The organism is Acidobacteriota bacterium (assembly GCA_030697165.1).
GTDB lineage: Bacteria > Acidobacteriota > Vicinamibacteria > Vicinamibacterales > UBA2999 > 12-FULL-67-14b.
The window spans coordinates 86,255-109,288 of the sequence record JAUYQQ010000003.1 but is presented as its reverse complement, the minus strand read 5'-3'; the positions used below and the strand labels follow the sequence as shown (position 1 = coordinate 109,288).

Genomic DNA, 23,034 nt, shown 5'->3' with positions numbered 1-23,034 from the left:
CACGGCAACTTTCAACTAAAACTACCAACTTTCAACTTTTCAACTTTCCACTTTCTTCTTCGCGCGCTCTTCCCGCTTCCGCAACTCCGACGCTAGCGCGTCTTGCGCGGCGCGCGAGCCGAGAATCCAGCCGATCACCACGCCGACGATCAGCACGCCGGGAATGAAGATGAAGTGCGATGAGGTCATGCCCTCCATCTACTGGCCCCGGCGTTCGAGTGCGGTTAGTTCCGCTTCGACCTTCTGCAGGCGGCGCGCAATCGACCAGACATAGCCGAGCAACACGACCCAGACAAACCCGTACGCGCCGCCGACCATGGTGAAGGCGGGAATCTGCTCGCCGGCCGGGATGTCCGACACCGGGAGGAACTCGCCTTGCGGGGGCGGTTGCATCGCGTGGAGGGCCGCCGGCCATACGGCGGGAGCCAGCACCATGAGCAGGAGCAATACTCGACTGAATCGCATCACGCTTCGTCCTCGGCAAGGTAAAGGGCTTCGACCCGGCTGCGCTGGTGCTCGAGCCGGGCACGCAGGTTGAGCAGGGCCACAAACAGCATGGTGAACGCCGCGAAGCAGAACCACAGCGGAATGCCCATGTCCGTCGGCAAGGTGGGCACAACCGAGGTCTGCGGATGCAACGTCCGCCAGACGTTGACCGACACGTAGATAAACGGCACGTTCGCCATGCCGAACAGGGCCATGCCCGCGGCGAGCTTGTCGGAACCGGGACCGCCGTAGCGGCGCAGCAACAGGTACGCGCTGAAGATCATCCACAGCAACAAGCTCGACGTCAGCCGCGGATCCCACACCCACCACACGCCCCACGCCTTGCGGGCCCACAGCGGTCCGGTGACGAGCGTCAGGGTGCCGAACACGAAACCCAGCTCAGCCGCCGCAATCGCCCAGCCATCCGCCGACGCCTTCTTGCCGAACAGGAAGATCGCGCTGGCCACGCCGCAGATGAGCGCCGCAATCAGGAACAGGATCGCCGCCGGAAAGTGAAAGTAGAAGATCTTCTGGACGAGGCCCATCGTCGACTCGTAGGGCGCGGCGTTGATCATCCAGGGCGCCACGCCAAGCATGACGGCCGAGAGGCCGATGAGCACCGGGTTCAATTTCGTCATGGCTGCCTGAAATTCTACTCCGTCATCACCGGTTCGAACGTCCAGAGTGCGAGGGTGATGAAAATGACGTCCCAGAAGACCAGCAGGCCGATCCAGAACTGCGCCATCGGCAGGTCGGGCGTGGTCTGGAACAAGGCCGCGGTGCCGCGGACGCCGGCGATCATTACGGGAATGGTGATCGGATACAGCAGGACCGGCAACAGCGTGTCCCGGCTGCGCACCCGCACCAGCATGGCCGCGAACAACGTGCCGACGGCGGCAAAGCCGAGGGTACCAAGGGCCAGCAGTGCCGCCAGCCGCCCCGGATAGGCCAGGACCGGGGCGTTAAAGAGCAGTCCGACCAGCGGCACCAGCACGATCTCCACGAGGGCCAGCAGGACGAGGAGACCGAGCAGCTTGCCGGCGTAGATCGCCGGCCGGTCCGATGGCGCCAGGAGCAGCGCCCGCAGCGTGTCGTTATAGCGCTCGCGCTCGAACGTGCGCGCCATGGCGAGGGTGCCCGAGAACGAAACCGCCACCCACAGGATGCCCGCCGCGACATCGTCTGGCGCCCGGCCCTCGCGCACGATCGCGAACGAGAAGACCAGCACCACCGACACCGCAAAGAACAGGGTCGTGAGCAGCACTTCCTTGCTGCGCACCTCGACCGTCAGGTCCTTGCGCATCACGTGCCAGGCCACCCGGAAGAAACTGCCAATCATTGGATGGCGAGCCGGTAGCGATCGCTCAGGCCGCGGCTATCGGAATCGGTGCCGACAATGCGGCCGTTCTTCAGGTAGATGGCGCGGCTCAACAAGCCGTCGGCGACCTCGAGATCGTGGGTCGCAATCACCAGGATGCAGCCGGCCTGCTGCCGCTCGCGTAACCGCGCCACCAGGGCCGTTGTCGAAGCCTGATCCAGTCCCGTGAATGGCTCGTCGAGCAACACCAGCCGCGGGTCATGCAGCAGCGCCCGCTCGAGCGCCGCGCGCTGGCGCATCCCGCGCGAGAATCCCGACACCAGGTCGTCACCACGATCGGCGAGGCCAGCGCGCTCCAGGCTCGTGCGTGCCGCGGCCAGGGGATCGGCCAGCCCGTATAGCTGCGCGAAGAACACCAGGTTCTCGCGCGCCGTGAGTTCGGGATAGAGAAACAGATCGTGGCCCAGCATGCCGATGCGGCCGCGGACTTCGGCGCCCCCCTGGGCGGCCGTGCGCGCGCCGTACAGGACCTGGCCCCGGGACGGGCTGATCAGCGTGGCGAGAATGTTCAGCAGCGTCGACTTGCCGGCGCCATTCGGCCCGAGCAGCCCGACCATGTCGCCGGCAGCGCACGTGAAATTGACTTGGGACAGCGCCTTGCGGCGCCCGTAGTGGCGCGCGAGGTCTACGACGGCGAGTTGGTCAAAGTCGCTGCTCATGAGGGCCGAGATCGAGTGCCGCCATCACCTTCTCGAGGTCCGACGTCAACCGCTGCAGCCGCGCCTGGTCGGCCGTGGACAGCGCCTTCTGTCGCTTCTTGCGCTCGAGCGCGACGATGTCGTTCAGCAGCCGCTCGCGCCGGGTTTCGAGCCTGGCATCTTCCGTCGCCCGAGCGGCCGTGGGCGACACGGCCATCCACAAGCCCACTGCGAAGATCAGCACGGCAGCGGCCAGGGCGACATTGCGCGGCCACAGGCTGTGCGCCGGCAAGCCCGACAGGTTCACCACCAGCGTGTCGCCGGCATTCAACCGCCCGCCGTTGCCCATGATAAAAACCTGCCCGTCCGACGTCATGTCGCGCGTCTCGGTGAGCTGGGGTGACGCCATCTCCATGGCGCCCACCTTCTCGGCCGCCACAAACAACTGTCCGAGGGCGATCGGCCACTTCTGCTGGATGGTCGTGGCCGCGCCGGCCTGCGGCAGCGAGAAGCCGATCTGCGCCAGGGTCTTGCCGGGCGCGAACGGGCCCGTGATCGTCAGCATGTCGCCGCGTACCGACGCCGACGGCGACGACCCCTGCATCACCGACGCGCCCGACGCGCCGGTCGGCAGTTCCATGAGAATCGGCCCGCCGATGTCGATCGGGGTGCGCGCGTTGTTGACCACCTCGAGCAGGTAGAACACCGTCAGGGTGTCGTCCTGGAACTCGAAGATGATGCGCGACTCGGGACCAAACTCGACGACGCCCGGCCGCGCCGGTTCTTTCGCGGCGGCCGTCGCGGCAGCCAGCTCCGCTTCGGCGGCCTTCTGGATCCCGGAAATCAGCGCGACGCGAATGCCGCCCTTGGCGGGCACCGGGAAGGCCTGCGACGTGAGCAGTTCGCCGTCAACGGTTGCCGAGGCCTGGACGCTGGCGCCGACCGTGAGACCCGTGAACTCGGCGCGGCCCTGGGCGTCGGTGGTGGCCGTGCGCGAGTCGCTGCCGACCCGCAACGTCACCAGCTGGCCTTCAATGTTGTTGCCCATGCGCTCGCGAAGGACGCGAACGGTCACGCTGGCGTCTGGTAGATCGCTGGCCGGCAACGGCACGCCGGCCATCGCGCCGGCATCGGGCGTAGCGATCTGCGCAACGACCGCCGTGGACATGAACACCGCCACCAGCAGCGCCGCCAGGAGGGCCGGGACTTCAGTCCCGGCCATATGGCCTTTCATAGTTTGGACCCACATGCTTTGCAGAACTTCGCGTCGGGGTCGTTCGCTTTGCCGCACTGCGTGCAGAACGGAGCCTCGGCTGCAGCTGGCTCAGCCGGGTCCGCGCCGCCGAGCCGCTTCGCGACTTCTTGCTCGATCTGATCGTGATAGCCACCGCTCAGGTCGAGCTGCTCCATCAAGCCGAGAGCCCGCTGGCGCAAGCGGCCGGCCATCTCGTCGAAGTCGGCCTGCGACATCTTGCGCATCGCGAAGTCGAATTCCAGTTCCTTGATCGACCGCAGCACGAGCGCCTTCTCGCGTTCGAGCGCGACCCGCGTCCGGCCGCCCACCGTGACCGGCGCATCGACATCGGGCGACACCAGGGGCGACAGGGTCCGGTAGGCGCCCAGCCCGACGAAACTGACCGACACGACGGTCAGGCTGAGGATGATGATATTGGCGGGCGACTGGCCGGTCGCGACGATCACCGTCGCGGTGGCTGCCAGCATGCCGCCCAGCAGGAAGAACTGCCACGGCTGAAGAAACGGTTCCTCCTTCGCGCTCTGCGCTTCGGAGGACAAGTCTTCCTGGGATGGACGGTTCTTGTCCACCGTAGCTTTAGCGGAGGTGGAGGCCATTAATCGAGGTTACGCAGTTCGTCGTTGAGACGCGCCGCCATTCCGGGATCTTCGCCATCCGGCATGCCGGCCACCGCCGCCTTTTGTGATGACCATCGCAAAGCCAGGTAGGCCGCAGTGAGCAGGCCGCCAAGGCCGACCACGATCGGCATCAGCCAGACGACGCGCCCGGAACCGCTGTTCGGCGGCTCGCTCAAAATATGGTTGCCGCCAAAAGTGTCGACGTAGAACTTCAGGATCTCGCTCTCGCTCTTGCCTTCCTTCAGCATCACGTCGATCTTCGCGCGCTCGACCGCGCAGTGACCACAGGAACACTGCCCCACCGGCAATTTCGAACAACCGCCGCACCAGCACGCCAGCTTGTGGGCCACTTCCCGCGCCTCGGGCGTGTTGATGGTTTCGAGCCGCGGATCCTGCCCCGTCTCGACGTGTTGCGCCGTCACCCGCGCCGCCGGCAGCAGCAGGCTAATCAGCAACAACGACGCGGTGACCGCGCCGGCCGGCATCTTCACCACGGCGAAGCTCACCGCCGTCTCCGGCAGCAGTGCAATGCCGGTGCCGATGGCCATGATGGCGAAGCCAAACCACACCCAGTTGACGAGCGGGTTGATGTGCACTTCGACGCTCGCCGTCTGCTCTTCGAGTTCGAACGCCGGCATCACGACATAGAGGTCTTCGGCAAACATGCGGCGGATGGCCACCTCGGTGGTCGGCTCCTCCTCGTGCTTGCGGAAGTACCACTTCGCCGGGCGCATCGTCTCCAGCACGGCGCCGTTCTTGTCCTTCACCGTGATGTGACCGGTCACCATCTGCTTCTGGCCGTCGTCGGTGACGCGAATGGCGTCGAGATGCAGGGTGTAGTCGCCCACCGTGGCTTCTTCGCCGGGCTTCAGCAGCAACTGCTGGTCGCGGCTGAACCCCTCGCCCGCGAAGCCGAGGAACATCAGGACGATGCCGACGTGGACGATGTAGCCGCCGTAGCGCCGCTTGTTGCGCGAGACGAGGCCGATCATCGCGGTCAGCAGGTCCGTGCCGGTCATGCCACGTCGCACGTGCGAGCCACGGATGAATTCCTGGATCAGCGTGGCCATCACGTAGGCGCTCAGCGCAAAGCACAGGCCCGAGCCCCAGACGCGCACGCCCATGGCCACGACGATGCCGCCCACCACGAGGCCGCTCAACACCGGCCACAGGAACGACTCCTTCAAGTTCATGATGGTCGACTTGCGCCAGGCCAGCAGGGGCCCGGTGCCCGTCAGCACCAGCAGGATCAAGCCGATCGGCACCATCCAGCGATTGAAGAACGGCGGTCCGACCGTCAGCCGCTCGCCGTTGATGGCCTCGGTAATGGTCGGGAACAACGTCGCGAACAGAATGAACAGCGCTGAAAACAGCAGCACCCAGTTGTTGGCGAGAAACGCCGCTTCCTTCGACATCCACGAGTCGAGCTCATGCCGGGCCTTCAGCATGGGCAGGCGGTAGATCACCCAGCCGAAACTGAAGGTCAGCGTGAACATCATGAACGCGACGAAGTAGCGCGCCAGTTCCGGGTCCTCGCCGAAGGCGTGAATCGACTGCACCACGCCCGAGCGTGTGAGGAAGGTGCCGACGATGGTCAGCAGGAACGTGATGATGACGAGCGACACGTTCCAGACGCGCAGCATGCCGCGCCGCTCCTGGACCATCACCGAGTGCAGGAAGGCCGTGGCCGTGAACCACGGCAGCATGCCGGCGTTCTCGACCGGGTCCCAGCCCCAGTAGCCGCCCCAGCCGAGCTCTTCGTAGGCCCAGATCATGCCGAGGACGAGCCCCAGCGACAGGAAGAACCAGGAGAACATCGTCCAACGCCGCACCGCGCGCAGCCACGAGTCGTCCAGGTGGCCCGTGATCAGCGCCGCCATGCCGAACGCGAACGGAATGGTGAGCCCGACGAACCCGAGGTACATGGTCGGCGGATGGATCGCCATGTAGAAGTTCTGCAACAACGGGTTCAGGCCGCGGCCATCGACCGGCGTCTCGGTGAGGTAGGTCGCAAAAGGGTTGTTGTGGATGATCATCAGGAAGAGGAAGAACATCTCCACCGCCCCGATCACGGCCACCACATACGGAATCAGCTCGCGATTGCTGTCGCGATTGATCTTCACCGCCACCGACCCGAACAGCGACAGCAGGAACACCCAGAACATGACCGAGCCGTCGAGACCGCCCCAATACGAGGTGATCTTGTAGAAGACCGGCTGCACGCTGTCGGAGTAGCGCTGGACGTAGCGGATGGAATAGTCGCCGGCCACGAAGGCGTAGATGATGATGCCCGACGCCACCGTCATGAGCGCGGCGACGGTGTAGAAGGCGCCGATGCCGCTTTCGATGAGGCGGTTGTTGCGCCGACGGGCGCCGGCGACCGAGGCCGCGACCGCGTAGGCCGCGGTCACGAACGTGATCAGGAGGATGAGGGCGCCGAGGGAGGCCATCGCGGCCGCCTCAGAACTTGTCCGAGGGCCCGGTGGCGCCTCCGGGTTTGGCTTCGTACTTCGACGGGCATTTCGCCATCACGCCGTTGGGCTGCACGGTGAAGCCATCGGCCGAGAGGATCCCCTTCAGCACGACTTCGGAGTCGCTCTTGAACGTATCGGGCACGACACCGGTATAGCTGGCGTTGACGATGTGGCCGTTGCTCTGGACCTGGAAGATGTAGTCCAGGCTGTTGGGCCGCCTCTTGATCGAGTCGGGCACGACGAAGCCGTGCATCTGCAGCTTCTTGCCGTACCACGGCTCAGGCTGCACCATCACTTCATCAACGTGCTTGTAGTACTCGGTGCCCTCGGCCATCGTCGTGTACAGCAGACCGCCGAAGGTCAGGGCGAGAACCAGGCTGGTGAGACCGATCTTGACGGCTTTATAGCTCATGTTTTTGGACTTTGCCGAAGTGGCTTCCTCTGCCTCAGGATACTACTGACGAGCGCGACCGGCAACCCCACCACGTTCGAGTACGAACCCTCGATTCTGGGAATAAAACGCGACGCCAGCCCCTGGATGGCGTAGGCGCCAGCGCGATCGACGGGCTCGCCGCTCTCGACGTACCACGAGATGTCTTCGTCTGTCATCGGATTGAACCAGACGCGCGTGCGATCGACCGCCGCTTGGACGCCTCTAGTGCTGACCAGCGCCACGCCCGTGAACACGTCGTGGGCGCGCGCCTGCAGCCGTCTCAGCATGGCCGTGGCCTCGCTCGCGTCAACCGGCTTGCCCAAGATCAGTCCGTCGATGGTGACCGTGGTGTCGGCGCCGAGCACGGTGGCGTCGGGACGGAGGGCCAGTACGGCGCGCGCCTTCTCGATCGCCAGCCGCTCCACGTACGCGTCCGGCGCCTCGCCGACGCGCGGCGTTTCGTCGATGTCGGCCGCGAGCACCTCGAACGCGATGCCGGCAGCCGCCAGCAACTCCGCGCGCCGCGGCGAGCGGCTCGCGAGCAGAAGGGTCCGGCTTCCACCTCCGCCAAGGCTACGGCGGACAAGAAAGCCGGACGCTACTTCGATGGAAGGTTCTCGTACCACTTCAAGTTGGCCGTCGACGTCCCGATGCACGCCAGGTCGATGCGCGTGTCGCCATTCAGGTGCGCGAAGGCGCAGCCGGCGGCCGCCATGCTCTTCTGCCCTTCGAGCACGAACTTCGTCCAGGTGCCATCCGCGCCGAGGCGATAGATGTTCACACCGCCGCCACCCCCTCGATAGCCGGCCACGATTTCATCGACACCGTCGCCATCAAGATCGCCCGACTGCAGGGTGTGGCCATCGTTCAACGTGTCGTCGATGACCGTCCGGACGCTCCAGTCCTGATCCCCACCAGCCTTACCAGCCCCACCCGCCTTACCAGCCCCACCCGCCCGATAGATCACGACCTGGTTGCCGTGCCAGGGCTCAATCGACGCCAGTTGACGGCCGGCCTTGGTCCTTAACACCGCGACGTCGCTCGAGCCGTTCTTCGGCCATGGCTCGGGATTGCCGGCGGTCAGTCGCGTCGTCTGCCACGTGCCGTTTGCATACCGGTAGAGATGAATGCCCATGAAGCTGGCGCCGAGCAGCGCCTCGCGGCCCTGGCCGTCCCAATCGACGACCTGCAGGCCGTGCAACACCCCCTCGTCCGCATCGGTCACCGTCTCGCGCTTCAGGTCCGGGGTGCGATAGGCGTAGATGGAGACCTTGTCCTTGTAGTCGGGCGGGACCCCGGCCACGCCGCCGAGCGGCCCGTTGACGACCATCTTGCGGCCCGTGCCTTCCGCATCAATCCACCGCACGCGATGCACGGACGGCATGCGATCAAATTCCTTCGCAACCCAGGGCGCGTTCACGTCCGGCCCCTTGCTCAACATGGTCATGACGCCGTTGCCCTTGGCCGGCGTCGTGCTGAACCCGCTTTGCAGGGCAATCTCGGGATAGCCATCGCCGTCGACGTCGAAGGCGTCGGCGTTGATCATGCCCGGGAAGCCCGAGGCCATCACGTGCGGCGTCCAGGTGGGATTCTCGTACCAGACCAGATCCACCTTGGCGCCGGTGGCCACTGCCAGAAGATCGACCTTGCCGTCCTTGTTGATGTCGGCGGCGGTGACGTGGTACCCGCCGCGCAGGCCGGTCGCCACCTCGTGCGCGACCAGGTTCCACGGCGCCGCCGGGCCCTGGGCCTGCACCAGCCCGATTGACGCCGCGATCGCCGCTCCGAATAGTCCGGTCACAGTCCTGCGCATACACGCTCCCGAGGTAGGGCGGGCGTTGGCCCGTCCGGCGAATGATATTCTTGAGCACCGTGATTCTGGCGAACAAAGTGATGCCCGCCGTCGTGGCGGAGATCATCCGCAAGGGGCCGATGTGCGACGAGAAGGTGACGCTGGCCTGGCGGCTGGCCGTCGGGCCGCAGATTGCCAAGGTCACCACCGTCCGGCTGGTGCCCGACGGCACGCTGCACATCAAGGCCGAATCGCAGGCCTGGATCGACGCGGTCCGCAAGTCGACCTCCCTCATCCACATCCGCATGGGCGACTTGCTTGGTGAGAACTTGGTCAAAAGACTTGAGGTCAGATAACTAGGGTGCCTAGGGTGCCTAGAGTGCCTAGAGTGCCTAGAGTGCCTAGACTAGAGTGCCTAGAGTGCACGACCCTCGGTCGCACCTTAGGCACCTTAGCCACCTTAGGCACCTTAGGCACCTTAGGCACCTTAGGCACCTTGATAAGATAGCCCCATTATGCGAAGCGCATTTATCGTCAGTGCAGCACGTATCCCTACCGGCAAGTTTCTCGGCACGCTGAAGGACTTCGCCGCTCCCGAACTGGGCGCCATGGTGGTTCGCGAGGCGGTCCTGCGCGCAGGGATTGATCCCGCCATCGTGGACGAGTGCATCATGGGCAACGTCGTGTCGGGCGGCGTCGGCCAGGCGCCGGCGCGGCAGGCCGCGCTCAAGGGCGGGCTCGCCGACCATGTCGCCGCGCTCACCATCAACAAGGTCTGCGGCTCCGGCCTCAAGGCCGTGATGCTCGCGCAGCAAGGCATCCAGACCGGCGACATCGACATCGCGGTGGCCGGCGGCATGGAGTCGATGAGCAACTGCCCGTACATCATCCCCAAGGTCCGCGAGGGCCTGCGCATGGGCAACGGCAGCGTCGTGGACCTGATGATTCACGACGGCCTGTGGTGCCCGTTCGAAAACTGGCACATGGGCAATGCCGGCGAAACCGTCGCGGACCTCTTCAAGGTCACCCGCGATCAGCAGGATGAGTACTCGGCCGGCAGCCACCAGAAGGCCGCCGCCGCGCAGGCCGCCGGCAAGTTCGCGGCCGAGATCCTGCCCGTCGCCATCCCCCAGAAGAAGGGCGATCCGATCAGCTTCGCGGCCGACGAGTCCGTCCGCGCCGACACCACCGCCGACGTGCTGCGCAAGTTGAAGCCGGCCTTCAAAAAAGACGGCTCGGTCACCGCCGGCAATGCGCCGCCGGTCAACGACGGCGCCGCCGCGTTGGTCGTGATGGCCGACGACAAGATGAGCGCCCTCGGCGTGACGCCTTTGGCGCGGATCGTGGCCCAGGCCACCAGTGGCCTCGCGCCGAAGATGCTGCTCATGACACCGGTCGAAGCCACCCGCAAGGTGTTGAAGAAGGCCGGTTGGTCCATCAACGACGTCGACCTCATGGAACTGAACGAGGCGTTCGCTGTTCAGGCGGTGGCGGTCATGCAGGAACTGGGCATCGACCCCGCGAAGGTCAACGTCAACGGCGGCGCCGTGGCCCTCGGCCACCCGATCGGCGCCTCGGGCGCGCGCATCCTGACGACACTGATCTATGCGTTGAAGGATCGCGGCCTGAAGCGCGGGGTGGCTACGTTGTGCCTGGGCGGCGGGAACGGCGTCGCGCTCGCCATCGAAGTGCAGTAAGCAAGAGGACCGGTGGGCCGAGGATCAGGGTTTCCTTGATCACGGCCCACGCGTTGTGTGGGATGAAGTTCGGCAGCCAGTAGCGCCGCGAGATCGCCTCGAACACAAACGCATCCGCAAAGTAGTACGTCGTCGTCAGCGGCCATAGGGCCATGACGCCAAGCGGCGGCGTAGTATCGGATCCCAGCCAATCAAACAGAACGTGGCTCGCCCAGGCCAGGGTCACGGCCAGCGCCAGCTGCGGGTTCTTGCCGCGGTTGTAAGCCAGCACTGCCAGCCCCGCGAATACGGCCGCCCCCAGGCTATGGGTCTCCATGTTGTGCCGGCCCCACAAGAAATCCAGGTCGGGCAAAACAGCTGCAAGGGCAATGGTGCCCAGGGTGCCTCGAGTGCCTAAGGTGCCTAAGGTGCGGGGGGTCAGGGCCAACCCGACAATCAGGCCGCCAAGCGCATGTCCGACGGGGCTGGGCATCCCTCCACCGTACGAGGTTTCTGCGTTATGGGTCAAACCGGCATGTGGCAGACCCTGCGATCCGGCCAGAAAACAGGCGAAAGTGGTCAGTTCCCCTAAAGTGTTGAAAATGAACCTAAAGCGGCGAATGGGTGCACAGATTTACGCTTGACTTTCGCTTGGCGCGTTTCTAGGATCAGTCCTGTCCTGAAAGGACCCATTCACATGCCACTAGACGAACGACAGGAACGCATCAAGGCCCTCGACATTGCCGTCGGCCAAATTGAAAAACAGTTCGGCAAGGGATCGATCATGCGGCTCGGCCAGAACAAGGCCGTGGCCCCCGTGGACGTGATCTCCACCGGCGCGCTCAGCATCGACTACGCGCTGGGCATTGGCGGCGTCCCGCGGGGACGCGTCATCGAGATCTTCGGCCCGGAATCGTCAGGCAAGACCACCCTCGCCCTCCAGGTCATTGCCGAAGCACAAAAGACGGGTGGCCTGGCGGCCTTTGTCGACGCCGAGCACGCGCTCGACGCGGCCTACGCCAAGAAACTGGGCGTCGACATCGACAACCTGCTGGTGTCGCAGCCTGACAACGGCGAGCAGGCGCTTGAAATCGTCGAGGTCCTGATCCGCTCCAACAGCGTCGATGTCTGCGTCGTCGACTCCGTGGCGGCGCTCGTGCCGAAGGCCGAAATCGAGGGCGACATGGGCGAGGCGCAAATGGGCCTGCAGGCGCGACTCATGTCGCAGGCGCTGCGCAAGCTCACCGGCGCGGTGTCCAAGTCGAAAACCTCGCTCATCTTCATCAATCAGCTGCGCGAGAAGATCGGCGTGATGTTCGGCAACCCCGAAACCACCACCGGCGGCCGCGCGCTGAAGTTCTATTCGTCGGTCCGCATCGACATTCGCCGCATTGGCGCAATCAAGGACGGCGACGCCGTCGTCGGCGGGCGTACCCGCGTCAAGATCGTCAAGAACAAGATGGCGGCGCCCTTCCGCGAGGCCGAGTTCGACATCATGTACGGCGAGGGCGTGTCGCGCGAAGGCGACCTCATCGACATTGCCGTCGAGCACAAGATCATCGAGAAGAGCGGCGCGTGGTTTGCCTACAGCGGCGAGCGTCTCGGCCAGGGCCGCGAGAACGTCAAGACCTACCTCAAGGAGCACGTCGAGTTACGCACCGTGATCGAAGAGAAGGTGCGCAAGGCGCTCGGCATGTCGCGCGAACCAGAGCCCGCCACGGTCGGGGCGTAACACTGGAGACCTCGCTCATGTATTCCGTCGTCCAGCTACGCACGCCGTGGCTGGACGACGTGATGATTCTAGCCAGTGCCCTCGCGGCCGGCGGATTCCTGTGGATCGTCCTCGCGCTGATCGCATCCGTGTACCCGCGTTACCGGGCGCACGCCTGGCGGCTGCTCCTCACGGTCGGCTTCAGCCTGCTGGTCTCCGACGTCCTCCTGAAACCCATCTTCGACCGGCCACGTCCCTTCACGACCATCGTTGACCTGCCGGTCATCGACGGCAAGCCGGCCAGTTCGTCGATGCCCTCGGGCCACGCCGCGCGGGCGGTGGCCGCATCGATTGCCGCAACCCGGATGATACCGGCCGCCGGCTGGCTGCTGTGGCCGTTTGCCGCCCTGGTCATGGCGTCGCGCGTCTACATCGGGGTCCACTGGCCTTCCGACGTCATCTTCGGCGCCGTGGTGGGCCTTGCCTGCGCGTGGTTTGTGCTGGGCGGCATCAGACAGCGGTTGCACACCTAAAAACCTCCGCGATATACTCGTAAGTCTCTCCTGAGGCCAGGTAGCTCAGTTGGTAGAGCATGCGATTGAAAATCGCAGTGTCGGGGGTTCGATTCCCTCCCTGGCCACCAGCCTTCGCCCGCGTAACACTTGGCGGGCTTCGGCTCGGTAAACCAGCCCGCCAACATCAGTTCGCGAAGGCTGTCCCGCCGTAGCAAAGGCCAAGCAATGCGCCTTGCGAAGGCGGACTGAAGTGGCGGTTCCTGAGCTTCGGCTGAGCAAGCCAGCGTCATTCGGGAATGCAGGCAAAGGCGGACCTCCCTACTTATTCACCACCTGCGTCGTCTGCAGCACGCCCGTTCCCGGGAAGCCCGGCAAGGCGACGTTGTAGGCGGCAACGCCGTCCATCGTTCGGCCAATCACCCGGCTACTCCAATGCACCGTCGTCACCTGCACTGAACTGCTGCCGACCGAGCCGCGCAAGGTCAGCAGCCCGTTTGCGATGACTCCGGTGACCGGGCCGGTCAACTCTCCGAGCGCCAGGGTTCCGGACACGGACTCGCCGTTTCGCCACGCAAATTCCCGGTATCCGGCCGATCCGGCTGCCATTGGCGAGACCAAAGACCAGCTGGACGCGACGAAAGTCGCCGAAAAGGCGACCTCTAGAAGTCGATCAGCCGCGTGTACTTGACGACGAACGAACGGCCGAGGGTCTCGGCGGTGGTCGAACTGAGCAGGTCGCGGCGATCGTTGAACACGACAAACAGGCCGGTGCCGCTGCGGTTCAGCAACGCCAGCCGCACGTTTGACGAGAACTGGCCGGTCTGCCCGTTGTACTGCAGCAGCGCCGAAATGTTGGCCAGGGTGGTGAAGGAGTAGTTGGCCTTGATCGGCACGAGGTTGTTGACAAACGAGCCATACGGCAGGTCGACATCCTGCCGGGTCCACCCGACGCTGGCCGTCGCCTTGGGCGAGATCCGATAGTCGCTCGTGAGCTCAAAGCTCTTGAAGTCACCGTCGTAGTAGCTGCCGACACGAACCCGGGCCGTTCCGGTGATGCGCGCACTGGGGTTGTGTTGGAACTCGAAGAAATGCTGCAACCACGAGTACTCCCCGGCCGGGATCACCACGCGATTGCCGTCGCGGTTGTACACCTGGAAGGGCGCCAGCGGGTTGTCCTTGGTCAGGTCCACCGCCCATCCGAAACGGCCGCCCTGCCGCGGCTGGATCTCGAACGGATGAATGTGCATGCCCTGGCTTTGGAGCTCGCCGTTGAAGTCATAGTACGAGTTATACGAGTAGTGGGGCGCGAAGCGCCGGATCCACGGGATGTTCTTGGGCTGGGGCTGAAAGAATGCGCGGAACTCGGGACGCCGGTAGCCGCGACGCGGCAGAAAGCCGACCTCGGGGTTGAACGTCTCGCCCACTTGCGAAAAGCCGCCAGACACCTGCCAGAGATTATTCGTGAAATTGTAGAACGCCCGGCCGGCGTAGTCGCTGCCGAAGACGGCGTTGGCGCCGCCCGAATCAGTGCGCGCCAGGAAACCCGACAACCGCTGACTCGACGATAACTGGATATTGGCATCCACACCGTACGCGCGGTTGAAGTCGGCGCTCGGCGCGAAACTGCCCGTGCCCTGCCGGTTGACGAAAATGGCGCCGTAGCTCGATCGGCCCACCTCGCGCTGGACACGCAAGGTGGTGAAGTTGTTGGCCTGCCCCACCACCTGGGTGCCGGCGGCGTTCTCGGCGTCATCGGTCTGGATGTTCAGCGCGCCGACATTCCAGCCGCCGAGTTTCCCGCTGAGGCGGGCGCCGGCGATGATGTCGATGGGCACCCCGCTCGACGACAGGCCAACGCGACGCGAGAAGAACAGGTCGATGCTCTGCGGGTTGCCAAACTGGAACGTGGATGCGTTCTCGAGGAAGAATGGCCGTTTTTCCGGAAAAAACAGGTCAAACCTCGTCAGGTTGACCTGCTCTTCGTCGGCCTCCACCTGCGCGAAGTCGGTATTGATCGTCGCATCGAACGTCAGGTTGGGACGGATACCCCACTTGAAGTCCAGGCCGACGTCCGCTTTCTTGTCGACCAGGTCCCCCGACAGCCGGGTGTAGTCCTTGTTGACCGAGCCCAGGGCGTACGGGATGAACTTGATGTCGCGACGAGGCGGCAGGTCCAGGCCGGTCACCTTGGCGGCCAGCGAGACGCGATAAATGTCGAAGCCGCGCGGGATCGGCGCCAGGTAGACCTGCTCGTTCTTGTGACGGATGTTGCGCATCACGTTGAAGCCCCAGGTCTGGTCGGTGCCGGTCTGGTAGCGCAAGGTCTTCAGCGGGATGGCCAACTCGGTCTCCCACCCGCGATCCGTGATCTGCGAACGGACCGTCCAGTCACCGTCCCAGTTCGGGTTGAAGGCACTGATGCCGCCGCGTTGCGTGCCGGCGCCGCCGCCGCCGAACGACACGCCGCTGCTCTGCCCCTCGCGCGCCACCTGGCCGTCGTACTCGATGCCCAGCGGATTGGTGCCGAACACGAAGGCGTTCTGGCTGTCGTTAAAGGTGTCCAAGGCGATGACAATCGAATCCGTCTCGTTCAACGAGGCGTCGCGACGGGCCTGCGACACGATGATCTTCGACGGATCGCTGTCGAAGGCGATCACGCTGATATACAGGGTGCCGCGGCCGACCAGCATCCGCACCTCGGTCTTCTCGCTGGCGGGAGCGCCTTCGATCGGGTCCTGTTGCGTAAAGTTGCCGTACGGTTGTACGGTCTGCCAGACAGCCTCGTCGACGCGGCCGTCGATCACCGGTGCTTCGGCGGAATCGGCGAGCTTGCCAACCGTGAACGTCGGCGGCGCGGTCTGTTGGGCAGATACGGTGTGGGGCAGGAGGCTGATGGAGGTGGCAAGGACGAGCCGGACGACCTGGACACGACAGCGGTGCGATCTACACATAGTTCTATTCGTACTAAACTGGTTCTTGACAAGAAGTTTAGATGGCTGAGAGGCGAATCGCAGTGTATGACATGGCCTCGACCGTGACAATGGGGTGACGCGATGAACAAAATGATCGCGCGCGGAGTTGTTGTCTTTTGTTGTCTTGGCCTGGCCGCGTCCGCCGTCGGGCAATCGATGCCCACCCTCAACAACGACCAGCGTGCACTGCTCACGGCACTGCTCGCCGCCGTCGATGCCGCTCCACCACCAGCCGACGCGACGCCGGACTCGTGGCAAACCCACGTCCTGCGCGCCTCGGACGGCTCCCACTATGTCGCCTTCTCGGTCGCCTCGTCGCCGACGGCGCCGATCGCCGCCAACCGCGTTCTGATCTACGTGCGACTGTCCGTCGTCTCGCCGGCACCAGGGGTGAGGGTGGCGCGCTCGAGCGTCCGCGAATGGCTGGGCGGCTCGCGCACTGATCCGCGGCTCGTACGGTCCCGGCGCGGGTTCGCCGTCGGCGAGATGCCCGCGATGGGCGCCGCGACCGCTGGTGGCGGCGGTGCTGCCACGGTCGGATCCGCCGACCTCCAGATCATGGGCCTGCAGCGGGAGCGTGAGCGGCAGCGCAAGGAACAAGAGGAACGGGATCGGACGGCGAGCCTGGCAGGCGCCGGGCCCGATGGCGCGACCTTGCTGCCCTTTGAAGACTTCGACCTGATCGCTCCGCCGCAGTTCGCCGACGGCACCCCGGCCATCCAGCGCGCGCTGACCGCGGGGCCCGGCCAATATCGGCTCTCCGTCGCCTGGGTCGATGCCGCGGCCAAGCCGGGCCAGGCCCCGGTGCACGTGGCCCACCGGACGCTGGACCTGCCGCCCGCGTGGGCCGACGACTTCAGGCTCAGCTCGGTCGTCGTCGCCGAGAGTGTGACGGTTCGCGAGACGCCCTACACCGCCCTCGAACAGCGCGCCCATCCCTACGCCCTCGGCGTCACCGAGATCCGGCCGGCGCGTGATGCGGTGTTCGCCAACAGCGACGCGTTGTCGCTCGCCTTTCAGGTGATCAACGCGCGGGCCCCCGACACCGGCAAACCCGACGTGACGGTCAACTTCCGGATCACCCGGCAGGCGGGAAGCCGCGAGGAGCAGGTCGCCACCCTCACCCCGCTCCGCTACGACAGGACTACCCTGCCGCCAGATTTCGACGTGCGGCTGGGCCATCCCCTGATCGCCGCCATGTCGGTGCCACTGGGTACGTTGACCCGCGGCGCCTACCGGCTGCATATCGCGGCGACCGACCACGGCACCACCACGACCACGCACAGCGCGGTTGAGTTCAACGTCATTGGCACGCCGCTGTCATTGCTGAATGAAGCCCCGCCGCTCGGCCGGCGCTTTCGCCGCGAAGACGCGATCGCGGACGCCGTGCTGGCCGAGCTGGTCAAAGCATTCACGCCGGCCTCGCCGTCGCCGGCCTTGCGCCGCGCCCTCGACCAGGTCGCCAGCCGCGCGTTCATCGACCTGCTGGCCGAAGAGCCGGTGCCACCGGGCGAGCAGGCCACGCGCACCGCGCTGACCGGCCTGGCGCTTTACGCCATCGGCGACGTCTCGGCCCTGGCCCGGTTTCAGCAGGCGCTCGCGCTTGGCGGACCTGGCGGCCCACTCCAGTTCTTGATCGGCGCGGTCCGTGCGATCCAGGGCCGTGATCCGGATGCGATTGCCGCCTGGCAATCGGCCCGGGACGAAGGCGTAAACTTCGTCGCGCCCTTCCTGGCCGAAGCGTATCTGCGTCGCGGGGACGGCGCGCGGGCCTCAGCGCTGGTGTTGGCGGAACTGGGCGGACGGCCGGCCGAGGGGACGTGGGCGCGCGCGCTGGCGGCCTCGCACCTCGCCAGCGGCCGCACCCAGGAAGCGCTCGCCGTGCTCGAGGCCCAGTTGGCAAGGGCGCCCGACGACCTCGACGGACGCTGGCTCCAGTTACAAGCGCTCTACGGCCGCCTGGCCCGGGACGGCGGCACCGATCGCGATCGCTTCACTGACCTTGCAAAGGCGTACATCGCGGCCGGCGGCGCCCATGCGGAACTCGCCGCGGAGTGGATCAGGGTTCTGAAGGGTTCTGAAGGGTTCTGAAGGGTTCGGAAGGGTTCGGAAGGGTTCGGAAAGGTTCGAAGGGTTCAGAGAACCCGCTACCCGCGTGGGAATAGGTTACCCTGCAACAACTTAGCACCATTTCTCAGGACAGCCTCTTTCTGGGGCCGAATTGACCGCGCCACTTTGGTACGGGGCATGCTGTGGCCCGCGACGTGGCAAAGCGCTATCAAGACATCGTCGCCTGGCAACTGGCCGACGACCTACGCCGGCAGATCGTTGCGACATCGGCGGAGGCCCCGTTTGCTCAGGACTACAGGCTCTGCGCGCAGATCCGGGCTGCCGCCAACTCGGCATCGGCGAACATCGCAGAGGGATTCAAACGGTTTAATCCTGGCGAGTTCTCGCAGTTCATGAAATACGCACGCGGTTCGCTCGCAGAGGTCGGCATTCATTTGACCGACGCCAAGGACCGAAGACTCATCAGTGAGGCAAGACACGCCGAACTCAGTCACCTCGCTGCCAGAGCCGCGATCGCCTCAGCTCGCTTGCATGGGTACTTACGAACGGCAGAGCCTCCAAAGACCAAGACGCGATCAGCGCAGAAGCGCCGCTGAACCTCTCCGAACCTCTCCGAACCTCTCAGAACCTATTTCTTGAGCTTGAGTGCCGGGGGCGGCTTCGGCGCGCCTTCGGTCTTCAGCGAGTAGGCGCGGCGCGATGCCGCCGTGATGTTCGGGCGGTTCACTTTGACTTCGAGCTGGCGCGTGCGCTTGGTCGGGTCCGGATTGGTCGAGTAAAACCCCAGCACGTAATAGTCACTGGTCTCGGCGTCGATGCGCCGCAGCTCGGTGGCAAAGTCGTTGGTGTTCACCACCGCGAAGCCGCCGGTTTCCTCGGCGAGGTAGCGCAACGAGCTGGTCGTCTTCTGCACGTAGGTCCGCCAGTCGCTCTGGTCGACGTACTCGCCGACGTCGGTAATGCCGGCCAGGCCGCGCGGGTCGATGGTGTAAATGCTGGCATTGGCGCGATTCGCCGACAACGTCAGCTCGCGCATCAGCCGGTGCAAGTCGAGGTCGGCGGTCACCGCCCCCATCTTGAAATACGGGTTCTCGTCATCCAGTGCGAAGGCCATCGGGTCGGCATACCGCCCGCCCATCACCCGGTCGCTGCTGCTGCGGCCCGCGGCAAACGGGTCGAAGTCATAACCGGTACTGATGTAAATCACGGCCTTGCGCCGGTTGGCCACCTTCTCGATGTCGCCCAGGATGTCATACGCCGTGTAGAACGCCATCTGCGCCCTGGCGCGGATGTCGCCTGGCCCCTGCGAGTTCTCCATCATCTTGAAGATCTCTCGCGGCAGGTACCCCGAGCCGCGAATCTTCCGGGGCGCCTCGGCGAGGAGCTTGCGATCGTAAGTCGGTCCCACTTCCAGGTAGGAGGGCCCGCTCGAGACGACGGCGACGAAGTCGCCGTCGTGGATCAGCGTGTTAAGGACGGTCTCCAGCAGGCGGCGAACGTGGGGCGTCAACTCGGGCTCGAAATGCAAGTCGTCAATGAAGATCAGGAAGATGCGACCCGCCGTGTCGGCCATGCTGCGCCGCGCCGCCGGCAAGACGATGCCCTCAGGCACTGCGGCCGCCGGGGCCGGCTGCAATAAGTTGAAGGTCCGCCCGCCATGCACCAGTGAGAATGACGTCACCGTCTGCTGAACGCCATCTTCGAGAACGGTGAAGTCGGCCGCCGTCAGGTCCGAGATGAACTGGCCCTTGTCGTCGCGCGGAATCACGTCGGTCGTGACCAGGGTCACACCGGCCCGGAACGTGGGCTGTTGGTTCTGCGCAGGCCGGGAGTCGGGAGTCGGGAGTCGAGGGATTGAGCGCCAGCCGCGACAACAGCCAAGCACGCGGCCGCCAGGGCAAACCTGAACTTCATGACGACAGTATAGTGTCTGCTGCCCACTCCCCACTCCCGACTCCCGACTCCCGACTCCCGTCCCGTATAATGTCGCTCATGCATCCGACCCGCCGACAAGTCCTGGGCACCCTCGCCGCGGCCAGCGCTGCCACCCTGGTTGACCCCGGTCACGTGCTGGCCAAGCTGGCGGCCGACGTCCCCTGCACCGGGGCCGCTCCGGCCGGCGAGTTGCTCGGCACGTTGCCGCTGTTCCGTAACAAGCCCCAGGTTCAAGCCTTCGGCGTGAAGTACGGCGGCCCCGGTCTGGATGCCCGCATGGTCACCGACCTGTCGATTCTCGAACCCGGCAAGCTGATCACCCCCAACGAGCTCGCCTACATCCGCACCGAGATCCCGGCCGCGGCGGCGAACCACACCGGTCCGTGGACCATCGAGACCAGTGGCCTGCTCGCCACGGACGGCCTGCTCGAGCTCGACGCGATTGCCAAACAGTCCAGGAGCTACGGCGCCCACCTGTTTGAGTGTTCCGGCAACGCCAACCCATCGAACTTCGGCCTGATGAGCGTGGCCGAATGGGACGGCATCCCCCTCGCCGATATCGTCGCCGGCCTGAAGCCCACCAAGGACGCCACCGCGGTGCTGGTGAGCGGGTTCGACCACATTGGCCAGGTGTCGCAGCGTTCGATCGTCGGCGCGAGCTGGGTGTTTCCACTGGCCTCGCTCGACCAGCTCGGCGCCTTCCTGGCCGTGCGCATGAACGGCGAACCGGTGCCGGCCGATCACGGCAAGCCCGTCCGCCTGGTCGTCCCCGGGTGGTATGGCTGCACGTGGATCAAGTGGGTCAACGAAATTCGCCTGGTCGGCCCCGACGAACCCGCGACGACGCAGATGGTGGAGTTTGCGAACCGAACGCACCAGGCCGTCCCGCACAAGTTCGCGCGCGATTACACGCCGGCCGACATCCAGACCGCCGCCACGCCAGTGCGAATTGAAAAGCGTCGTACCGCAAGTGGTCTCGAATACCGTATCGTCGGCATCGTCTGGGGCGGTACCAAGGCCGTCGATCGCCTGGCAGTCCGGATCACGCCTGCGGCACAGACACCGCAGCAATTCGACAGCAAGAGTGGCGAGTTCGCTCCATTCGCGGTCTGCCCCACGCCCAAGACGCACGCCACCTGGAACCTGTGGGAGTACCGCTGGAAGCCCACCGCGCCTGGCACTTACGACATCGCGCTGAAAGTAGCTGATGCGTCAGTGCCACAGCGCCGGCTCGAGTCGGGATACTACATGCGCCAGGTCACGGTCGACGAGGTCTAACCACGAAGGACACGAAGGCCACCACGAAGAACACGAATCAACTTTGGTTTTCTTCGTGTGCTTCGGGCGTCCAGAAGTTCGGTTCTTCGTGGTTACTTGACCGCGTCGCGCGCTTCGGTAATCTCCGGTAGTCCCGGATCCGCCAGGCGCCAATTCGCCAGGAACCGCCTGTAGGTCGCGCGGGCCGAGGCCGAGTCGCCGGCGTTACGATAGGCACGGGCCAGGCCCAGCACTGCCCGGCTGCGATTGGGCGTCCTCGCCAGCGCGCGATCGAACCACACGACGGCCTCTTTCGCGCGGCCGACCTGGAACAATAACTCGCCGTACAACTCGTCGGCGCCCTTCACCGGAAACGGCCGGCCAATGGGCCGGGGCATGCGGGCCTGCAAGGCCACGGCGCGATCCATCATCGCGAAGGCGGCAGCGTGCTGGCCGCGCGCGAACAGGTCGAGCGCTTCCATCTGGCGCAGCATCACCTCGGCCTGCTCTCGCAGTTCGGCCGCCTGTGCCGGCGCCGAGGCGTTGCGGAACTCGGCGATGGTGGCCTGCACGCGGGCGGCGTCGCCGAGATTGACCGCGCTCAGGCCCACGGCAAACAACTCCTCGATGTTGTCGAAGGTCGACTGACCCTTCAACTCGCTCCATCGCTCGCTCTCGATGATGTAGCGCGCGCGCATGGAGCCGCGATCGTTGCGCAAGGCGTCCAGGCCGCTGCCCCGCCCAATCTCACTCTGCTCGCCATAGCCGTGGCCGCCGGCATGCTGCGGCGATTGAATCAGGGGCACGCCGACTCCCGACTCCCGACTCCCGACTCCCGCCTTCATCGCCTCGTTGACAAACGCAATCGCTTCGCGCGTCTTCGAGAACCGTCCCTGCTGCGTCCACTCGTACTGCAGCCAGGCCAGGCTGTGAAAGTCGCGGCTGCTGATCGGCAGGCCGCGCCGCTTCGCCCACGCGATCGAGGCATTCCACGACGCCTCGTCCGACTCCGCCGCCTCATCCCACAATCCGACCTGGAGGAAGGTGTGGGCCGGCATGTGCAGGGCGTGGCTCGCGGCCGGCGCAATCTTCGCGTAGGCGCGCGCGGCCGGCAGTGCGCGGCCGGCGAGCGTGCCGTGATCGTAGGCGTGCAGAATATAGTGTGCCGCACCGGGGTGCCGCGGACTGCGGGCAAAGACCTTCTCGGCGATGGCGCCCGCCTGGCGCCGCAGCGGCAGCGCCGCATCGCCGCGCGGCAACATGGCCAGCAGCGACAGCGCGTAGAACGTCTGCGCCTCATCGTCCGCCGGGTAGTCGGCCGCGAGCTTGGCCATCACGCTGGAATACGCCTTGTGCCGCGCGCCTTGGTCACCCGGCCCGAACAAGGCGTCGACCGCTCGCATGAAGCCCTGCTCACGCGGCGTCTTCGCCTTCGCCAGTCGCGCACCCGGCGTGGCGCCCAGCTTCGCGAGCGCCGCCCGCCCCTGCGGCAGCTCCTCGTAGAACCACAACGGCTGGCTGAAGCTCATCGCCTCGCCCCAGTAGGCCAGGGCAAAGCCGGGATCGACCTTCTGCGCCGCGCGGAAGGCATCAATGGCGTCTTCGTAGCCAAAGCTATGCAGCCACGCGATGCCGCGCTGGAAGTCGGCCTGGGCGGCCGGACTGCCGGAGTTGGCAAAGTAAGCGCGGCCCAACTGGGCGCCGGATTGGGCAAGCGGGGAGACCAAAGCGGCGCACGCGAGGGCCAAGGCAAGAAAGGGACGCATGTCAGACAAGGTTAGCGCAAAAAGAAAACGGGGCGCCCCGTTTGGGGCGCCCCGTCAGA

General features: G+C 65.5%; 23 protein-coding genes and 1 tRNA gene. 8 read left to right on the top strand and 16 right to left on the bottom strand.

Annotated features, from left to right (window positions below):
* Positions 1-39: 39 nt before the first annotated feature.
* Genes Q8T13_03305 through Q8T13_03255 form a run of 11 tightly spaced genes read right to left on the bottom strand, consistent with a single transcriptional unit; the run spans position 40 to position 9,082 of the window.
* Positions 40-189, bottom strand: a complete 150-nt coding sequence (locus Q8T13_03305) for a hypothetical protein (GenBank protein ID MDP3716774.1) — start codon at positions 187-189, stop codon at positions 40-42.
* Positions 190-198: 9 nt separating this feature from the next.
* On the bottom strand, positions 199-447 hold the full coding sequence (locus Q8T13_03300; GenBank protein ID MDP3716773.1) for a CcmD family protein: 249 nt from the start codon (positions 445-447) through the stop codon (positions 199-201).
* A gap of 17 nt (positions 448-464) precedes the next feature.
* Positions 465-1,124, bottom strand: coding sequence for a cytochrome c biogenesis protein CcsA (gene ccsA / locus Q8T13_03295; protein ID MDP3716772.1), 660 nt, complete (start codon positions 1,122-1,124; stop codon positions 465-467).
* 14 nt (positions 1,125-1,138) lie between these two features.
* The gene (locus Q8T13_03290; GenBank protein ID MDP3716771.1) at positions 1,139-1,825 is read right to left on the bottom strand and encodes a heme exporter protein CcmB; all 687 of its coding nucleotides are present in this window, start codon (positions 1,823-1,825) and stop codon (positions 1,139-1,141) included.
* Complete coding sequence (ccmA, locus tag Q8T13_03285) at positions 1,822-2,523, bottom strand: heme ABC exporter ATP-binding protein CcmA (GenBank protein ID MDP3716770.1); 702 nt, start codon at positions 2,521-2,523, stop codon at positions 1,822-1,824. The genes Q8T13_03290 and ccmA overlap by 4 nt, the downstream gene beginning before the upstream one ends.
* Positions 2,507-3,724 (bottom strand): hypothetical protein, encoded by a 1,218-nt coding sequence (locus tag Q8T13_03280; GenBank protein ID MDP3716769.1) that lies wholly within the window; start codon positions 3,722-3,724, stop codon positions 2,507-2,509. Before Q8T13_03280 ends, ccmA begins: the two co-directional genes overlap by 17 nt.
* Before the next feature lie 8 nt (positions 3,725-3,732).
* Positions 3,733-4,353: a zinc ribbon domain-containing protein gene (locus Q8T13_03275; protein MDP3716768.1), complete on the bottom strand. Its 621-nt coding sequence runs from the start codon at positions 4,351-4,353 to the stop codon at positions 3,733-3,735.
* On the bottom strand, positions 4,353-6,824 hold the full coding sequence (locus Q8T13_03270; protein MDP3716767.1) for a cytochrome c-type biogenesis CcmF C-terminal domain-containing protein: 2,472 nt from the start codon (positions 6,822-6,824) through the stop codon (positions 4,353-4,355). The genes Q8T13_03275 and Q8T13_03270 overlap by 1 nt, the downstream gene beginning before the upstream one ends.
* A gap of 10 nt (positions 6,825-6,834) precedes the next feature.
* Positions 6,835-7,260: a cytochrome c maturation protein CcmE gene (locus Q8T13_03265; protein ID MDP3716766.1), complete on the bottom strand. Its 426-nt coding sequence runs from the start codon at positions 7,258-7,260 to the stop codon at positions 6,835-6,837.
* Complete coding sequence (locus Q8T13_03260; protein ID MDP3716765.1) at positions 7,257-7,826, bottom strand: Maf family protein; 570 nt, start codon at positions 7,824-7,826, stop codon at positions 7,257-7,259. Before Q8T13_03260 ends, Q8T13_03265 begins: the two co-directional genes overlap by 4 nt.
* A 53-nt stretch (positions 7,827-7,879) precedes the next feature.
* On the bottom strand, positions 7,880-9,082 hold the full coding sequence (locus Q8T13_03255) for a VCBS repeat-containing protein (GenBank protein ID MDP3716764.1): 1,203 nt from the start codon (positions 9,080-9,082) through the stop codon (positions 7,880-7,882).
* Between the two features lie 71 nt (positions 9,083-9,153).
* Here Q8T13_03255 and Q8T13_03250 point away from each other — a divergent pair, with 71 nt between their 5' ends.
* On the top strand, positions 9,154-9,429 hold the full coding sequence (locus Q8T13_03250; GenBank protein ID MDP3716763.1) for a DciA family protein: 276 nt from the start codon (positions 9,154-9,156) through the stop codon (positions 9,427-9,429).
* A gap of 159 nt (positions 9,430-9,588) precedes the next feature.
* Positions 9,589-10,770, top strand: a complete 1,182-nt coding sequence (locus tag Q8T13_03245; GenBank protein ID MDP3716762.1) for an acetyl-CoA C-acetyltransferase — start codon at positions 9,589-9,591, stop codon at positions 10,768-10,770.
* Here the strand turns inward: Q8T13_03245 and Q8T13_03240 are convergent.
* The gene (locus tag Q8T13_03240) at positions 10,715-11,242 is read right to left on the bottom strand and encodes a metal-dependent hydrolase (protein MDP3716761.1); all 528 of its coding nucleotides are present in this window, start codon (positions 11,240-11,242) and stop codon (positions 10,715-10,717) included. The genes Q8T13_03245 and Q8T13_03240 overlap by 56 nt on opposite strands.
* A 204-nt stretch (positions 11,243-11,446) precedes the next feature.
* Between Q8T13_03240 and recA the strand changes: the two genes are divergently transcribed.
* The 3 genes from recA to Q8T13_03225 all read left to right on the top strand — a co-directional run bounded on the left by recA (position 11,447) and on the right by Q8T13_03225 (position 13,103).
* Positions 11,447-12,481, top strand: a complete 1,035-nt coding sequence (recA, locus tag Q8T13_03235; protein ID MDP3716760.1) for a recombinase RecA — start codon at positions 11,447-11,449, stop codon at positions 12,479-12,481.
* A gap of 17 nt (positions 12,482-12,498) precedes the next feature.
* Positions 12,499-12,993, top strand: a complete 495-nt coding sequence (locus Q8T13_03230) for a phosphatase PAP2 family protein (protein MDP3716759.1) — start codon at positions 12,499-12,501, stop codon at positions 12,991-12,993.
* Between the two features lie 34 nt (positions 12,994-13,027).
* Positions 13,028-13,103, top strand: a tRNA-Phe gene (locus Q8T13_03225).
* Positions 13,104-13,293: 190 nt separating this feature from the next.
* On the opposite strand, the gene Q8T13_03220 is transcribed toward Q8T13_03225, so the two are convergent.
* Together Q8T13_03220 and Q8T13_03215 are read right to left on the bottom strand one after the other, a co-directional pair.
* Positions 13,294-13,527: a hypothetical protein gene (locus Q8T13_03220; protein MDP3716758.1), complete on the bottom strand. Its 234-nt coding sequence runs from the start codon at positions 13,525-13,527 to the stop codon at positions 13,294-13,296.
* A 107-nt stretch (positions 13,528-13,634) separates the two neighbouring features.
* Positions 13,635-15,926 carry a DUF5916 domain-containing protein gene (locus Q8T13_03215; protein MDP3716757.1) on the bottom strand — a complete coding sequence of 764 codons (2,292 nt, stop codon included), beginning with the start codon at positions 15,924-15,926 and terminating at the stop codon, positions 13,635-13,637.
* Positions 15,927-16,028: 102 nt separating this feature from the next.
* Here Q8T13_03215 and Q8T13_03210 point away from each other — a divergent pair, with 102 nt between their 5' ends.
* Both Q8T13_03210 and Q8T13_03205 read left to right on the top strand, forming a co-directional pair.
* Entirely contained in the window at positions 16,029-18,038 is a 2,010-nt protein-coding gene (locus tag Q8T13_03210; GenBank protein ID MDP3716756.1) for a hypothetical protein, read from the top strand.
* Positions 18,039-18,199: 161 nt separating this feature from the next.
* Entirely contained in the window at positions 18,200-18,613 is a 414-nt protein-coding gene (locus tag Q8T13_03205) for a four helix bundle protein (GenBank protein MDP3716755.1), read from the top strand.
* 32 nt (positions 18,614-18,645) lie between these two features.
* Here Q8T13_03205 and Q8T13_03200 read toward each other — a convergent pair whose 3' ends face one another.
* Positions 18,646-19,902, bottom strand: coding sequence for a VWA domain-containing protein (locus Q8T13_03200; protein ID MDP3716754.1), 1,257 nt, complete (start codon positions 19,900-19,902; stop codon positions 18,646-18,648).
* Positions 19,903-20,009: 107 nt separating this feature from the next.
* Between Q8T13_03200 and Q8T13_03195 the strand changes: the two genes are divergently transcribed.
* Positions 20,010-21,230, top strand: a complete 1,221-nt coding sequence (locus Q8T13_03195) for a molybdopterin-dependent oxidoreductase (protein MDP3716753.1) — start codon at positions 20,010-20,012, stop codon at positions 21,228-21,230.
* A 92-nt stretch (positions 21,231-21,322) separates the two neighbouring features.
* On the opposite strand, the gene Q8T13_03190 is transcribed toward Q8T13_03195, so the two are convergent.
* Entirely contained in the window at positions 21,323-22,975 is a 1,653-nt protein-coding gene (locus Q8T13_03190; protein MDP3716752.1) for a bacterial transcriptional activator domain-containing protein, read from the bottom strand.
* Between the last annotated feature and the right edge of the window lie 59 nt (positions 22,976-23,034).